A 16,786-nucleotide genomic window follows, 5' to 3' on the forward strand; every position below is an offset into this window, starting at 1 on the left:
AGTGGCGACTAATTGAGTTAATAATGCTTCGCTATTATCTTCTTTAAACTCTCTAACTGCTTTAAGCTCTTCTTTAAAATCAATCAATACGGGCGCAATTGATTCTTTCATCGTGCGGTCTACCGCATCGGCGATTTGCCCAGCCATTTTTTCACCGTTGAAGTTATTACCAAGCTCTTCAAACTTATTCAAAAACGTCGCAAGTTGTTGACTCACATTTTGCATCGCCTGCGCTGATTCTTGTTGGGCGTTGAATTGCTCTTGATTATCGGTTTGAGCGACTAATTTTTGAAGATAATATGTTGGAGATACCTCATGAAGTAAATTAGCTAGATGCGCATTTAGCTTTCGAGTTTGACTACGCTGGAATTTTTCATGTATTTGAATAACGATCATGAAAATAGCCGAAGTAGCCATACCAGCGAGTGACGTATAAAAGGCTGTTTTCATTCCTTCTAGCAGAACGACTGCTGATTGTAATAAAGAAGCTGAATTCTCACCCACATCACTAAAGTTAAAATCAGATAACCCTAATGTAATTCCCAGAAATGTGCCTGCCACACCAATACTGGTTAGTAGCGCAGGGATACCTTTACCGTTGATATTGGGTTCACTACACAATAACTGATAAATCGGAACGAGCGTTTTAAAACCTCTTGCATCCTTTTCCGCTACCAAGTCTTGATCAGCGCTTGTAAATTGTAGTGATCGGCTCAACCACTGCCTTACATCACCTACCTCTTCCCTCAAAACGATAACGTCTTTTTGACCTAAAATTTGTTTGATTTTATTAAATGGTTGTCGACGCTTTCTTTCACTGATGACGTAACCAATTTGCGAAGCCAAAGCCATTATGAAAATCACACTAATAATGGCAATTATTAAAAATGTTATGGCATCAATACCCATAATAGTATCTTGGTTTAACATTGAAGCTTCCATATATACTGCTCTCCTATCGAATCAAGCTTTCTAGCTCTGTTGCATGAAATAACTCTTTAGCGATGCGCTCAGGCATATGCTCAGCATCATGGCGCATGAAGCCATTTATTGAAGTGGGTTTAACTAATCGAACACTGAGTAGAGGTTCGCCGTCAACGTTTTCGTCATCTTTATGTAGAAAACATACTTTCGGAAAGTCCCGTAATAAAGTTGCCTGCCAGGACGACTTTTGCAGTCTAAGCGACTCGGTAATTGAATGCTTTGCGCCAAACTCATCCCTGGCAAGTTTCCAAGCATGATTTAGGGTAATAATGCGTTCAATAATATTGCTAAAATCCATTTTTACATCATCACTTATATTAATTAGTACCTACATAAACCAATTGGTTTATCGCTTAACAGTTTTTTTGATCTTCCCCCTTTTCAGAAATAATCTTATTATCTCTTTTTGCTAGAATCTCTATAGATGAATTTACCTCAAACTTCTTTGGCATTCCAAACGCCTATTTAGCAGACTCTCTAATACCGTTTCATTGGGAAATACAATACGGTTTTCGTCCAAAGTGTCGTGTTGGATATCAAACGGCACGACCCATAACAAAAGTTCATCTGAAAAATTAAATGAAAACGGAATAGGTTGATTGAATTGTTTACTGGCAGGATAGATTAAAATTAATTCTCCCTTGCCGCCAAGATACTTTTGACCATAAGCAAACATTTGATAAAAGTCTGCCTGCGGTAGTTGGTATTTGTCTGTTCCGTTGTTCTTATCCAAATCAATTAGCTTCCACTTAGTGTCCAACACCACCAATGCTTGATTATTTGATGACAACATCAAATCGGGCTTAAGTTTAAACATCCCTTTGGTGTTATAGGTCACTAAGTGCTGCGATTTCGCTTGGCTACTAAATTTGATGTTTTTTGGCGTCAATTTGGCAAGTATACTGGCTACATAGTTTTCGAATACTGACTCTAATGGGAACAGTAATGAAAACGCTTTTGAATTTCCGCTCATGGTTAACGGGGAATGACCTTTTAATATCAAGTTAGACCATGCGATGGGCGACTGGTAATAGTCCATTCCTCTGCTTACATGGATGTTTTCGGTATCGCTGGTTAAGCGTTCAATAAACGTAACGTCTTCGAATGCAAATAGTAACTCTCTTGCTAGTTTTTGATGGGTACCAGAACGTGTCAGAGTGATTACTTTGCTCAGAGCAGTTTTAACAAGTTGGTTAGGTAAGGTATTAGGCAGAAACTCGTCATACTCAACAGCAAATTTGTGTTGGCTGACGCAATTATGCTTAATTTGTTCCGAGACTCGTAGCTTTCCTTTCAAGTAAAGTAAATTGTCACGCCGCTCGCGATATTCACTCTTTAGCCCTTTTTTAATGAGCTGATTTACGCTTGAAAGAAACTGGCTTATAAATACCTCTAAAAGAGGCATTTTTTGGTGTTTCACGCTGGCTGTGTTGGTCTGAATATGTCGGAACGATCCTAACTCTCTCAGCATGTTTAATAGCGCGGCACGAGATTTAGCTAAACTATTCTCAAGATTGCTGTGTTTGGCAACTTTTGGTAGCACCTCTATTTGAGTACCGTCAGGTGTCAGAATAACCCCTGCGTAATTTTGTAATTGAAGTACTTCAACACCGCTCAAATTTTTCAGACGCAAAAACTGCGTATTGACGATTTCGTTTAGGCAAATCTGTTTTAGATATAGATACGCAGCAGCAGGAATAGCCGTAATCCCTTTAGGCAATAATTTATCTGTGCCTACTGCGACGCAGCCATACTCAAATACTTGTAACGCTGTTTTTACCATTTAACGCTACACATTATCAGACGGATAAATAGCTTGGTACGCAGCAGCCTTGTCCCACACGGTATCTTGCTCTAGGTAAGAGACCAATGAATAAGTAATTTGAGCCTGCTCGTAGGTATCCAAACCATGGTTGTCTCCAAATAACTCTTGATAAGGCACCTCATCTTGAGTCACAAATTGCAGATGTTCGGGCTTTTGATTGTCTCCCAATACCAAACGAATCTTATTCCAATCATCAAAAAAATATTCTTCCAGCAGAGGAATCACCTTATTGGTAAACACACTTTTTAGTTCTTCAAATGCCCGCTGTTCATCTCCTGATTCAAACGCCAGCATTACGGGAACAAAAAATGCGTGGCCTAGAGTATGCTCTCTGTCATACAGCGCCTCAATTCGCCTATTCATAGTAAAAAGCAATTTAGTAATTGAAATGCCCTCAACTAATATTCCATCGAATAAGTGTGGTTTTGGCATCATCTCAACAAAATCAAAGCGACGGCGCAGTGCGGTATCCATCATCGCTAACGAACGGTCTGCGGTATTCATAGTGCCAATTAAATACAGATTTGATGGGACCGAAAATGAATCGCCAGAGTTAGGTAAAACTACTTCTAGTGCTTCAGTATTAGTTGGATGTGCCCGTTTTGAATCTTCAATTAAGGTGATCAACTCACCAAAAATCTTGGAGATGTTACCTCTGTTAATTTCGTCAATGATCAGGACAAAGTTTTTTAAAGGTTCAGGTACCAATGTATCCTTTTTGCTAAATTGCTTTAAGTGCTCGACTAAGGGTTGGTAGTAAACATTTAAGCCACCTTTTATGACTTTACTGCCGTCGAACACCCCCCTGAGCGTTTTTATTGCTAAAGAATGCTGACTAGTACCTTGGGTTTTCTCAAAATGAATCGTTTTGTCTGTAATCTCAGTTACCATGAACGACGATTTTTTTGTCTGGATTTTCACTCCTTCCTCATCAAATTCGTTTAGGAACTTATCCCAGCAAACAGAAAAATCGGTCTTACTATTTAGCTGCATTGATTTAGCAATATTTTTAGAGGCGTCAGTACATATCTGTTTAAAAATGCCAGGCTCTACATCATAGCTAATTACACCCTCCTCAGAGTTAGCTCGCAAACCTTCAACAAATTCTTCATACCCATAACTTTGATGAAAAGTAACAAATCGAATACGCTCTTCAGCCACTAATTCATCATACTTAGCTTTCAGTTCTCCCCTTGAATTGGCTTGAAAATTTGGTTCAGCAGCAATAACTGCAGCTTCAATTGTATGAAATGTTTTACCTGTGCCAGGAGGGCCATAAAATATTTGGTTTAACGACATTGAAAGTTTTGACTTCTGATAATCATCCTGAGGGTCTTCTGGAACCTTAGAATGCGAGACATGCACTGGAGACAAGCCAATTTCTTTAGATACTTCATCATAGGTCGGGCTAAACTCGGCGATTTTTTTTATACTCCAATCAACCAACTGATCCATCGTCATAGCAAGCCCGTCTTCGATCGAAATCGAGCTGACTATAGGAGAGTCAGAATAATCCCCTCTAACGTTCTCATATCTTTTCCGTAAGGCGTTATCAACGTTTACAGTATCAATTTTAACTGTAAAACCTTCAGTATAAATACCTACTGTATGAGCAAGCTCTTTACGGGAATCAGAAGTGGGATATATCTTGGCCCAGGTATATTCGGCAAAATTCCCCGCTTGATTGATAGGACTTTTTCGAAGTTTAATTTCACCTTGGGGAAAGCGCTTCTGCCTTACTTTATCAGCCCAAATTTGGGTGAGTTCATAGGCGTCCTTTAAAAGTTTTACCGCAACTAAATGTTGGTCGTTGGCATTATCTTTTTTGATACCCGCATACTTTTTTAGTGTTTCAAATTGTGCTTGACTGAAGCGAGTCATTTTAACCACCTTTTTTAATCATTCGCCTACAACAATAGGATTAACATCAATTTCGTTTTTGGGTGAGGGATATGTTCTTCCCCAAACATGTAAACGCGAATTCAACTCCGAAGTGCACCACTCGCTAAATTAAGCTGCGCTGCGTAGTTCATTAAATACAAGTACTATCTAGAGCAACATTAGATATTCCCCTTGTATTTCAACAGCCATATTGACCGCCCAGTATGGGCTTTGCAGCGCCTGAATGTATTGCGGGCCACACCCTGTAGATTATAATAAAGTTATGATTGTACTTCTTTGCTGTCACTACATAACCACATGATTTATCTACAAATAAAAAGTATTAACACTAACATCTCAGAAGAATCAATCCATTTACCTGACAACATTATTTTTTGGGGTTCAGCTTAATTACACTCCAGCTTCAATAAATAAAAACAATATCTCGATCATCACAATTACCTCGTCTGAAGCTATTTCTCGATTGAAACTTTCGAAACGACGAGATGTCACTTTAATATCTAGCAATGCATACAACATCGCCAAATATTCTCTTTTCACTAACACACGATTAAAGTTAAAAAACTCGTCACAACTAGCAATAGCACTTGAAGATGGCTGATAAAGACCTGTTCTCAAAGCATGAATTTTTTGTAAAAATACATTCAAAATATCTACATCTACATCATCTAAACAATAGAAATCTTTTTTAAAAAGTCCTTTAAACATCTTCATGCCTTCGGAAGAAGATGTTGCAGGACTGAATTCGCTATCCATTATTTGATTCTCAACGCGACAAATTGCCTGATACTTTATGAGTTGCCTTTTTAAATCATTTTTTTCAGCATTAACCTGCGTATTTTCTTCTTCAAGCTGATGAATTACCTTTTGGTAACCTGCAATTTTTTGTGCCATTGCCCTAATTTCATCTTCCATTTTTCTATTTTTAAAAAACACAAATATTAATCATCACGCTTGGGGACATAAATGAAACTACTGGCGCGATTAGCAAGTGTACCGGCGTCCTGTATGGTTTTGCCCCAAACCATATCGCTTAGCTCACTTAACCAACCCGCTATATAACGAATCGAAGACTCTCGCACTTGTTTTGTTAAACCCAATCTTGAACAAAGAAAAGATGAGCCAATTTCAGCCACAAGCTCTTCAAAAGCATAAGCGGGGTCGCTATCGCCGTCGCCAAACTGTCGATTACAACGTGTTTCATGCCCTGTCCAGTGCACCATTTCATGCAATAAAGTCGCGTAGTAGGTTTTTGTAGCATCTTTCTCTTTGAACAGACTTTTATCAGGCATAAATATTACGTCGTCATGGGGGAGGTAATAAGCGTCGCCATTATGATGCTCTACACGAACGCCCAGTTCGTCAATCCGTCGTTCTAATATTGGTAGTGAAGTAACTTTTGTCTCACTAAAGCATCTACCACCAAAGCCAACCACTTCGTCAGCGTTATAAACGATTGAGATTTTGCGTCCAACTGCGTCTGGCGCTTTTTGCTCGTCGGTAATAACAACGTCATTGTCATTGTTGGTAGTAAAGTAATGAAAAACGGGAGCCGGTTTCGCGTCAGGTTTGAGCTTATACCCCATTTTTAACCACTGTTTCTTTGTCGCCCACAAATTAAATTTATAGTTGTTTTGTACAACTAACATCGATAGAAACATCCATGTGTAAAGGGATTTATACTCACGATGAGATTTAGCGTTATAGTGGTGGCTGGTTGATACGCTAGACAACCACTCCTGAACAAACTCCTTGTCAGAGCGTGAAATGCCTTTAAGAATGTTTTGAAAAACGTTCGCATCTAAATCCCAGTTCGCTGGTACTAATTCGGTCAATTCAACTAACCGAGTTACTTGTTTAAACAAGGGCTGTTGTAAAAATTTTAGTAAACTGTCAGCAGAATCAAGGTCATCGCCTAAATCAAGTTCGTCTATGTAATCTAGCCAGAAGGTAAACTCTTTTAGCAAAGGCAGCAATTCACCTTTGGTAACCCCACCCCAAAATTCAGATTCTAGCATTGGAAATATTTTATCTAAGCGAGTGGTAGCGCGCTTACCGTTAAGCTCATCGACTAATTCAGTGATTGAATAACATACACCTTGTTCTAGCTCAGACAAACTCTTAGCCACAGTTCTAATCACAGAAATATTAGCGTTGAGGGACTCATCGTAATCTAACCAATCGAGCCTTGAGGTCTGTTGTAAAAACGTATTAAATTGCATATTGCCATGCAGTCCCTCTGCTTTTTTCATTAAGCTTTCAATAGACCTTCCTGTGGCCAAAGAATACTCAAGTCGCAATAATCGATTACTTCTAAACTCGGCTATATTACTCATCTATCAAATCCCTCTCTAATGGTTAACAAATTTGGCATTATCAATCGCTTTCACTATAAATCCACGGTTAGCTCTTCGCTGATTTAGATTTAACTTTCTTTGCAGCCTTTTCTAATTGCTCGGCTTCGGCTCGGGCGGCTTTTATGCGGGCGAGTAGTTGTTCGGCGGGTTCGTCGTTGGGGTCCTGGGGGACTAACTCACCTTTAAACGCTTTGGCTAAAATGGATTGGGTTAAGTTATCCACCCGTTGTTTGGCGTTTTTCAGGTGCTTTTCTAGGGTATCGGCTAAGGCGAAGTGTTGTTCGACAAGGCGGACAATTTCGGTTTGTTCTTCGATTGGCGCAAATGGTATTGCCAAAACTCGCATATCCCTTAAATGTAAATTCTTAATAGCAGTCCCCACTACTCGACTAGAAACATCAATGCCGTTAACCCATTTTCGAAGCGCTATATCAATAAACTTCATGTTAACGTCACTGGATGCGGGCTTTATTAGTGCAACACTTACAAATAAATCAAAAACGTCATCTGTATCAATAATTGCAGTTCGACCAATAGTGCCGCTTTTAGTTATTAACAAATCACCTCTTGCAGGGTTACATCGAGGATGAATTTCTTTATGAGTCTTTTCACTAATATACTTACAAAAGTCGAAGGATATTTTCCCATTTTTAATGTCTTTTACTGACATGAAAGGAATACCCTCTTCAATATATTCGGGCTTATGATGCACACCATCAACAATTTTTGAAGATAAAACATCTAATGAAACCCATTCCCAGCTGTTATCAATGGGATATTCTTCATCCTTAAGATGATGTTCTGGTACTTTATTCCTAGCGTTAACTATTTCACTTCTAGCGGATAAAATATCAGACATGGACGATTTCACATTGGTTACATCATTTCCCTTGCGCCATTGTTCGGTGAGTTTGCCGGAGACGGCGGCGGCGAGGACGGATTGGCGGAAGTGTTTGATGATGTTGGGTAAGTTGTTCAGGCGTTGCTGTATGGTGTCGACCTGCGACATTAAGCTGTCGAGCTTTTCGACAATGCGCTTTTGCTCTGGGAGTGGTGGTATAGGAATTTCTAAATTACGAACTACTCCTAGGTTTATTCGCGCCCTGGTGCTCCCTTTAGTATGTTTACTTATCTGTTCAATTACGATTTTAGAGTTTAAAAGGTAAGTCATGAACTTATTGCTAATTTCGGCATAAGGACGCGCACGAACAATATCAGCAACTATAATTCCATATTCTAACCTTTTAGGAGCAATACAAGCTAAACCTAATGGCTCACCAAGTTTTGTAATTAAAACATCTCCAGCTTTAAAGCTATGTCGCTTTAATTGTTCAGCTTTTCCGTCTGTTACAAAATGAATGTTTTTATCAACAAACCTGAAGCGCTTAACATTTTGAATTCTGACAATTGGAGTCCCTGAATCTGTATATTCTGAAGCTTTTAGGTTAGAACCAAAAGGTCCATCTACAATATCGTTTTTAGGATTTAACACCAAGTCAGAAGCGGTACCTTCAATCCAACCTTTAGGTAATTTCACTACCTCTTGTTGAGCCATTATTCAACGACCTCAATCACTTTCTTTTCTAGACCAAACTCTTCCGCCAAAAACGTTACTTGACCTTGGGCTTCTTCTATAGCGCCTAAATCAACCATCAATTGATTCATTTCTCGCAAGGCCTCTGTTAACTCGGTCATCGCTTCGGTGGCAAGCACTTCGGGAGCAGGCAAGTTAGCAGCATCGGTGACTGAATTGTCTTTAAGCCAGCTGATATCTAGGCTGTCACCTTTGTCTTTAATGAATTGACGAGAAAATTTGCGCCAGCGGGCGTTTTCTAGCTTTTCGTTTGGCTCAAGGCTGCTCTCAGCCTCTGTATCTACTTCGGTAGTGCAACCTAAAACATTGTAAATGCCCTCTTCACGGGCACTTTGGCCGTTGGCGTCACCGCCATAGGCTTGCTCAAAACTTTCAAGGTATTTGCCAGTAAAGGGGCTGCGTTTGCCAAAAGTTTGCATGTTAGTACGCAGATCGTACACCCAAGTATCAGTGGTGCATTCTTTATCTTGATTAGGGTTTTGTGGCGTGCCTTTTTGGAAAAACAGCACATTGGTTTTTACCCCTGCGGCGTAAAAAATACCGGTGGGCAGGCGTAAAATAGTGTGCAGGTTACATTTATGCATAAAGTCGGTGCGTATTCGGGTGCCTACACCGGCCTCGAATAACACGTTATCGGGGATGACGACTGCCGCACGGCCACCTGGCTCAAGGCTATTGTAAATATGCTGCATAAAACACAATTGTTTGTTTGAAGTGGGGTAAACAAAAGTGCGGGTAATGTTTGTGCTTGAGGCGCTGCCAAAAGGTGGGTTGGTTAAGATCACATTGGCTTTGGGGAGCTTTTCACCGTCGTTACCTAAGCTGTTACCTAGACGGATAGCCCCGCCTACATCGGCTTTGCCTTCAATGTCGTGTAATAAACAGTTCATGAGGGCTAACCGGCGGGTTTCGGGCACAAGTTCTAGCCCTACAAAGGCGCTTTTCATTTGGAACTCTTGGCCTAGGTCGTCTAAGTCGTCTAGATCGTTGGTTTGGCTTTTAATGTATTTGTCGGCTTCGATTAAAAAGCCTGCTGTCCCTGCCGCTGGGTCTTGAATGATCTCGCGAGGTTGGGGTTTGAGCAATTTCACCATAGTGCTAATAAGCGGTCTAGGGGTGAAATATTGGCCTGCGCCTGATTTGGTTTCGTTGGCGTTTTTTTGCAATAGCCCTTCGTACATGTCGCCAAAGTCATCACGGCTTTTAAGCACATTGCCTTGGCTGCCTGTTTCAAACCAATCGAGTCCGTCCATGGTGCTGACTAACTCAGTTAATTGGCCTGCGTTGGTAATTGTGGTATTCACGTTTTGAAAAATCGAACGCACTATGGCGTGTTTGTCATTGCCCAGTTTTACTAGCATTTCACGGTAAAATTGTAATTGCTCTAGGCCTATTTTGGCTTTTAAATCTTCCCAGCGTTGGCCTTGTGGCAGTAAGTCGGTTTCTTGGCCGGTTTGCTCGGTCATTTTTAAAAACAGCAAAGAGGCGAGTTCGTTTACGTAGTTTTGGTAAGACACACCACCGTCACGCAAGTTGTCACACATTTTCCAGAGCTTGGCGACTAAATCATTGTTGTTCATTCTTCTTCCTATCGCCTTTATGCTCTAACTTTTAACGGCATGGTCTGCATTTTCGTCGTAATCACATAGTTTACTATGCTCATACTCCTGAAAATTTGACCGCTTTATTAAAGCTTCGATCATTTTGGCTTATATTTTGTTTAATTTATAAATTCTATTTACGCGGGTTGTTCCCACATGAAATCATTAAATTGTTCGAGTATGTACTCGAGCTTTCCGTCGAATATGGCTTCTAGTTTTTGTTTGCCTCCACGGCGTTTGTAGTTGCCGGTTTTGAAGGTGTCGTCGTCAATGGCAACTTGTTCTTTTAAACTGTTGGCAAGGCGTTCTAACCAGCTTAATTGCTCTGGGTTCCAGTCTTTTTGTTGTTGAATTTTGTGTAGGGCGTTATCTACTCGTTGGTCAAAAGGTAGCAGTGCATCCCCTAATGCAGCACGGCGAATATGGCCTATTAAACGGGCAGCTATGTCTCGATTAGTGGTTTTTTGCCAAGCTACACGTAGGGTTGATTCGTCGAACGATTGGGCGTCAAACCATTCTTGCAACTCTAATAGCGCTTTCCGGGTTAGGTCTTTAGGTTTGGCTATAACGGTGCGTAATGCGGCCTTTTTGTTTTCGCTTTGGGCGACTAGGTTATCAAAAGCTTCAAGAAAATCTTGCGGTGTGTCATATTCGCCAAAACCTTGTTTCATCTCTATCAACTCATCGTCGATGTCGGTAAAAATAGGTTCGCCGCGCAGCTCATTAATTTGCATTTTAAGATCTTCGAGGTTCTCAATCAGTTTTGGCAACTGGCTAAATATGACAGCACTTTGCTCTGGCCCTTGGCTTTTTAAAGTGTGTGCAAGGCTGGCAAAGTTACAACCTGCGCTTTGCTCTAGCGTTTCGTCGAGGCGTTTAATACTTTGTTCGATACCGGTTGATTTTTCACGGTTAAACAGGCCGTGGGTAACAATACGTTGTACTTTGGCCACCAGTTGTTCGTGGCTATGCACTGCAAAACTGCGCCCATCTGCCTCGAGGGTTTTATAAGTTTCTGGATCGGCTATCTCGTTGACCAAGGTTTTGAGTTCGACCTTGGGGCGCACAACCACTGGGCGCATAGTATCGACCGATTCTAGGGTGTCGTATAGGTTAACTGCATCATAAATTTTAAAACTGTTTTTACCTACTTCTGGGCACAGGCGTGTGGCGCGGCCTTTCATTTGCTCGTATAAAATTCGGCTTTTTACTTTACGTAAAAATACTAAATTACAAATGCTGGGTATATCGATACCTGTGGTTAATAAATCTACGGTGACCACAATATTGGGTAAGCGCTCTTTTTTGAAGCGAGTGATGATGCTTTGTATTTTTTTCGGGTCTTTATCACTGGTGCCAGTGATTTTAATAATGGCGTCGTGTTCAAGACTTGGATATTTGACTTTACATGCAGCACGTAACTCTTCAACCACCATGTCGGCGTGAGTATTGTTAACACAAAAAATTAAGGTTTTTTGATGCCCTGTTGGATTTAGTGAACCTGCCAATGATTCAGCCACTACTTTGGTAAAGCTAGGGGCAATAATGTCGCGATTAAAATTTGCGACTTCGAAATCTTGTTCGTCTTCTAAGGTATCTTCAACTAACTCACCTTGGTTAGTTAAGCGCGTGACTTGGGTGCCTTTGTCTAAATAAATGCCATCTCGGTTTAGCTTAGTGACTATTTTTATGGGGGGTTCTTGGTCGGTTAAGTAACCGTCGATTACCGCTTTACGGTAACTGTAGCGATACACCGGCAAACCGAATATCTTAGTGGTATGTAACGCTGGAGTAGCGGTTAAACCAATTTTAACGGCATCAAAATGGTCGAGAATACGCCGATAAGTAGACACATAATCTAATTGATCGCGAAATTCCATTTCACCATCGGTTTGTTCTTTATCAAGAATATAACCTCGGTGCGCTTCGTCGACAATAATACAGTCGTAGCGTTCTACTGGCATAAACTCGTCACTTTGTAGCGTGCGCTTAACCAGTGATTGGATAGTGGCCACATGTATTTTAGTAGCACCTGACGGAAACTTATCGGTGAAACCTTTGATATTAAAAATGGTATTGAACGGCACATCGTTAATACGTGTATCGTCAAAAGAGTTGAGTGCTTGTTCACCTAATGAGCGGCGATCCACTAAAAACAACACGCGATTAAAACGACGTGATTGCACTAAGCGGTACATTAACGCTATTGCCGTTCGTGTTTTACCTGTACCTGTCGCCATTGCTAGCAGAATATTTTGTTGGCCTTTTTTAATGGCTTGCTCGGTCGCGGTAACGGCTTCTTCTTGAAAATAACGTAAACCTAAGTCAGTCGGCTTGTTGTTTTCTAGCCATTTATGGGCTGCATTGTTATCACTGGCGAGCTTGGCTTTTAACTCGCCCGGTGTGTGCCATGCGGGTAATGCTTTAGCATCATTACTGACGTTACGAACATCCCGATACCAGATACCGCTTTTAGTAAGTATTTGGCGTTGATAGTTACGCCCATTCGCTGAAAATACAAACGGGATTTTATATCTGCGCGCCTCAGGCTGTTGTGACTCAGGCCATGAGGTTAAATAACCCTTACTCTGCTCTGCGATTTTGCCTTCAATTTTTTCGCGGTTGATGGGGTCGTTCGTCGCTTGAATTAAAATCTCACTATTCAAATGCTCGTAGTTAAAATAAATACTATAACGATGTGCTTCGGTTAGCTTTGCACATACATCGATATTAATTTTTTTAGCTTCAACTATGCCCATTGGTTTTAACCCAACAAACAGTACGTAATCAGCAAAACCCGTATCACCGTTCTCATCTTTGTCGGTGGGCCATTCTGCTATCGCTAAATTTTTACCAAGTTGAGGGCGTGTGCCGTTGGCATAATTTAAGGCTTTTGTATCGGCTGCCCATCCTGCATCGCGCAACTGTTGGTCTATAATAAAACGGGTTTCTTTCTCAGATAAATCTAAGCGACGAGCGGCTGCACGTTGGGTGATTTCCTGTTTATACGTTTCACGCTCAACGTCTGTTTTATTAGCAAGTTCTTGGTCTTTCTGTTTGAGTTCTGCTTCAAGGGCATTCACTCTTGCGGCTGTTTGCGCTTGTGTTTCTTCTTGCTTACTTTCTAAGATAGAAATGTAACCACTGAGTGCAATTAGTTTATTTTTATTGGCTTCAAGCTCGGCATCGGTTTGCGTATTAGTGTTCAATGCTTGCTGTAAGGCTTGTTTTAGCTCGGTGACTTCAAGCTGATATTCAGCTTCTCGGTGACCGGCTGGTAACACAAATATAGGGGCTGCAAAATCAGCATCATTTTTGATTAAACGGTAGTACCAAACACTCAAGCGATACGCTAAGCGAAGTGCCATCTCGGCATCATCAAGATCATTGTGATAATCATGAACCGCTTGATTGCCTACTTTGCGCAGCGAATGAAATACGTTGATGATTGCGTCATCAACCCATGAGACCTTAGCTAGCTCTCTGACTAAATCGTGTTGCGTTGGCGGAATTTCAATATCGAGTAATTTAGCGATGTTTTTTGCTGAAGCTTCACCAAACATGCGAAGTTTTATAAGAGTAGTATTGGGATCGTCAGGGAAATTTTTCTCAGCCGCAAGCGCAATACGGTAAAGAATATCGTTAACGCCTTTTAAGAATTCAAAATTTGATTTTTTCACTGACTAAGTACTCCTTTAACTTAGTGGGCTTCGCAACTTTAATACCAACTACAAGTTCGCAGTTACTTTCCTGAATCGATATCCAAACGCTTCATCCAATTGCTGAGAGTTTGATGATCTTTTAACCCTAACATTTGCGTGGCGTGCTTTTTGACATTCCCGCTGGCTTTAAGCGCAGCTCGAATATAACTTTTTTGATAACGATCAGTAAGTTGGATAATGTCGACTTTATCATTAAAAGACAATGTTACGTCAGCCATTTCATGAGTTATGAGGCGATTTATTATCGCATCACTCAGATCAATTTCTGAAACTTCACCGCCTTCACCCCATAGAGAGGCTCGATTCAATGTATTCCACAGTTCACGGATATTACCTGGCCAAGGCTGGCTCAGGATAAACTCCATTCCCTTTTCGGAAATATTTTTACTTTTATTGGAATGTTGAGTTGAAGCAGCAACATTAATTTCAGCCATTAACTCTGCTACTAATATTGGTATGTCTTGGGTTCGCTCTCGTAGACTAGGGATATGAATGACACCTACTGCTAAACGATAAAATAAGTCTTCTCTGAAATCGTTTGCTTCAACCATCTTTAAAAGATCTCGGTGGGTTGCTGCTATAATTCTGACATCAATATGTATAGATTCACTCCCTCCGACACGAGTTATGCTGCCTTCTTGCAAAACTCTAAGCAACTTGACTTGCACATCCGCAGGCAACTCTCCGACTTCGTCTAAGAATAATGTGCCGCCATCTGCTTGTTCAAAAAGTCCTTTATGCTGTTTGTCTGCTCCGGTAAATGCGCCTTTTTCATGCCCAAACAATATTGTGTCAACTAACGATTGGGGCAACGCTCCACAGTTTACGGCTTTAAAAGGCTTATCAGCCCTTAAGCTATCAATATGAATAGCGTTGGACATGACTTCTTTACCGGTTCCGGTTTCACCCAAGACCAATACAGGTAACTCAGATCCCGCTAAAATTTTAGCTTTGCGTATAATATCGAGCATATCAGGCGATTTGGCGATAATTTCGCTGAGGCTTTTAGCCACGTTAGGATCTTTCAACGCTTTATTCGCCATGCCTTTGGCAGCTGATTTGACATATGCCTTGGCAAAATCTACGGGGATGTTTGGTTTTATGATTCCGACTTTTTCGGAAGACTGAATGAACTCAACATTTGATCTGGCTTTACCTAGGATAACGGCCGTGGCTATCATAGCGGGTGTGCCCGAGGTCAAGCTAATGGTTAACTTTTTGCTTTCGTTAGATAGTTTGTCGATCCAAATATTAGACTCAGAAAGGATGGTTTCGTAATCGATAGGCGTCTTAATTTTTGCTCTATGAATGGCAACATCTGCGAATGGTCTTTTTGATGCCACTAACCTAGCTTTCAACCAACCTAGATACCCTTCCCATTCAGAATCCCAAGCACTCGCCAAGATCACAATTTTATCAAAAGGTTTATCGTTATTAAGTGCGATAGTAGCAAGAGCCGCTTCTTGATCTTCGAGAGCTTTATCAATGTCTGTTTTTCCAAGCCACGTTAGCAATGTATTCATTTTCAAAAATCCGTTTGATGCGCTTAAGTGTAATTAATATTACATTTTTAAATAATAATTACATTTAGATTTTTCCTGATGTTGTGTCTTCCTTTAATCTTTAGCTCCGCCGAAGCCAAAGACACATTAACCACAAAGACATAAGCCGACTATATTGATTTACCTTGTGACGTACTTAGCCCATAGTGTTTGCGGGAAAATTATTTTTATTAAACTGAAAAATGAGGTCTGTTATTTATTTTTAATTTTTCAGATAGTTAACTTCCCTCTCTATAAATATATGCGCGATATACATAAGCCATTGTTTTAAAACAGAAATAACCATTGACACCCAGATAACTTAGTTATAATGTAAGTACATCTTGATACGCAAGTGACAGAATTAGGTCATCAGATTTAAGCTGTGAGTTATCAGATAATGAGCACGATGGATGCTCATCACCACCTAATCGCTGGTTTAAAGAACCGCATAGGATCTACTTCTACTTTACAAGTAGACATTGGAAATAATGGATCCCAGCACCACCTAATCGGTGGCTTAAAGAACCGCATAGGATCTACTTCTACTTTACTAGTAGACATTGGGAATAATGGATCCCAGCACCACCTAATCGGTGGCTTAAAGAACCATAGAGGATTTGCTTCTACGATTTTCGAAGCTAACGGACATAATGGATATCCATCACAATTCCTTTGATGCTTTAAAGTAATAAAGCATTGCTTTAAATTTACTTAAAATAATTCATGAAATGGAATTAATTTTAAATAAATTAATAGGTTAGCGACTTCCTCACGCCAACTATGACGGTAGAATAGTCAAATGAAAAAAGACTATTTAGTTGCCTGATCTCATCTCTATATTCCCATAAAGTCTTGGCAATATCCCCCCAAATCTAGCTAAATAGAAACCTCACCCCATAGCCACATATAGAGGCTCAATTTCCACAAAAAAGACTTCGACGGAGCTAGTAATGCAAACATACGAAATTGATTTCCATAATGCTGAAGGCTCAGTATGTAGTAAAAAGCATGTCGATATTAAAACTGAGATCATTGCGTCTTCACCGGACAAACCGAACAGCATCACAAAGAAAATTATCTTTCGCTGCGAAGATCATTTGCATTGCGATGTTGCAGAAATGGAAAGACTTGCTGCTACGGAAGAACTAGCGCAAAGAGGCCGAAAAAATGACTAAAACGATTTTAAAACCTAAATGAAATCGATTTAGTTGACGGACATACCTTTCTAAACAAATTTGATAAAGCTTAGTGCCGATT

Annotated in this window: 11 protein-coding genes; 1 reads left to right on the top strand and 10 read right to left on the bottom strand. The window is 40.4% G+C overall.

Annotation, left to right across the window (positions count from 1 at the left end; genetic code table 11):
* The 10 genes from GMES_RS04615 to GMES_RS04660 all read right to left on the bottom strand — a co-directional run.
* Positions 1–942: hypothetical protein (locus GMES_RS04615; protein WP_039986580.1), on the bottom strand; the 942-nt coding region annotated here is incomplete at its 3' end.
* 13 nt (positions 943–955) lie between these two features.
* Positions 956–1,282 (bottom strand): hypothetical protein, encoded by a 327-nt coding sequence (locus GMES_RS04620; protein WP_006991421.1) that lies wholly within the window; start codon positions 1,280–1,282, stop codon positions 956–958.
* A gap of 132 nt (positions 1,283–1,414) precedes the next feature.
* Positions 1,415–2,767: an McrC family protein gene (locus GMES_RS04625; protein WP_006991422.1), complete on the bottom strand. Its 1,353-nt coding sequence runs from the start codon at positions 2,765–2,767 to the stop codon at positions 1,415–1,417.
* 6 nt (positions 2,768–2,773) lie between these two features.
* Positions 2,774–4,690: an McrB family protein gene (locus GMES_RS04630; protein ID WP_006991423.1), complete on the bottom strand. Its 1,917-nt coding sequence runs from the start codon at positions 4,688–4,690 to the stop codon at positions 2,774–2,776.
* A gap of 411 nt (positions 4,691–5,101) precedes the next feature.
* Entirely contained in the window at positions 5,102–5,626 is a 525-nt protein-coding gene (locus GMES_RS04635; protein ID WP_006991425.1) for a hypothetical protein, read from the bottom strand.
* Positions 5,627–5,652: 26 nt separating this feature from the next.
* A complete protein-coding gene (locus GMES_RS21990; protein WP_006991426.1) occupies positions 5,653–7,047 on the bottom strand; it encodes a zincin-like metallopeptidase domain-containing protein in 1,395 nt (464 codons plus the stop codon).
* A gap of 67 nt (positions 7,048–7,114) precedes the next feature.
* A complete protein-coding gene (locus tag GMES_RS04645; protein WP_006991427.1) occupies positions 7,115–8,623 on the bottom strand; it encodes a restriction endonuclease subunit S in 1,509 nt (502 codons plus the stop codon).
* A complete protein-coding gene (locus GMES_RS04650) occupies positions 8,623–10,242 on the bottom strand; it encodes an N-6 DNA methylase (RefSeq protein WP_006991428.1) in 1,620 nt (539 codons plus the stop codon). Before GMES_RS04650 ends, GMES_RS04645 begins: the two co-directional genes overlap by 1 nt.
* A gap of 158 nt (positions 10,243–10,400) precedes the next feature.
* On the bottom strand, positions 10,401–13,943 hold the full coding sequence (hsdR, locus tag GMES_RS04655) for a type I restriction-modification system endonuclease (protein WP_006991429.1): 3,543 nt from the start codon (positions 13,941–13,943) through the stop codon (positions 10,401–10,403).
* Between the two features lie 62 nt (positions 13,944–14,005).
* Positions 14,006–15,508 (bottom strand): sigma-54 interaction domain-containing protein, encoded by a 1,503-nt coding sequence (locus GMES_RS04660; protein ID WP_006991430.1) that lies wholly within the window; start codon positions 15,506–15,508, stop codon positions 14,006–14,008.
* A gap of 971 nt (positions 15,509–16,479) precedes the next feature.
* On the opposite strand from GMES_RS04660, the gene GMES_RS04665 reads away from it, so the two are divergent.
* The gene (locus tag GMES_RS04665; RefSeq protein WP_006991431.1) at positions 16,480–16,704 is read left to right on the top strand and encodes a hypothetical protein; all 225 of its coding nucleotides are present in this window, start codon (positions 16,480–16,482) and stop codon (positions 16,702–16,704) included.
* The last annotated feature ends 82 nt before the right edge of the window (positions 16,705–16,786 follow it).

Origin of the sequence: Paraglaciecola mesophila KMM 241 (assembly GCF_000315015.1) — a bacterium.
Lineage (GTDB): Bacteria > Pseudomonadota > Gammaproteobacteria > Enterobacterales > Alteromonadaceae > Paraglaciecola > Paraglaciecola mesophila.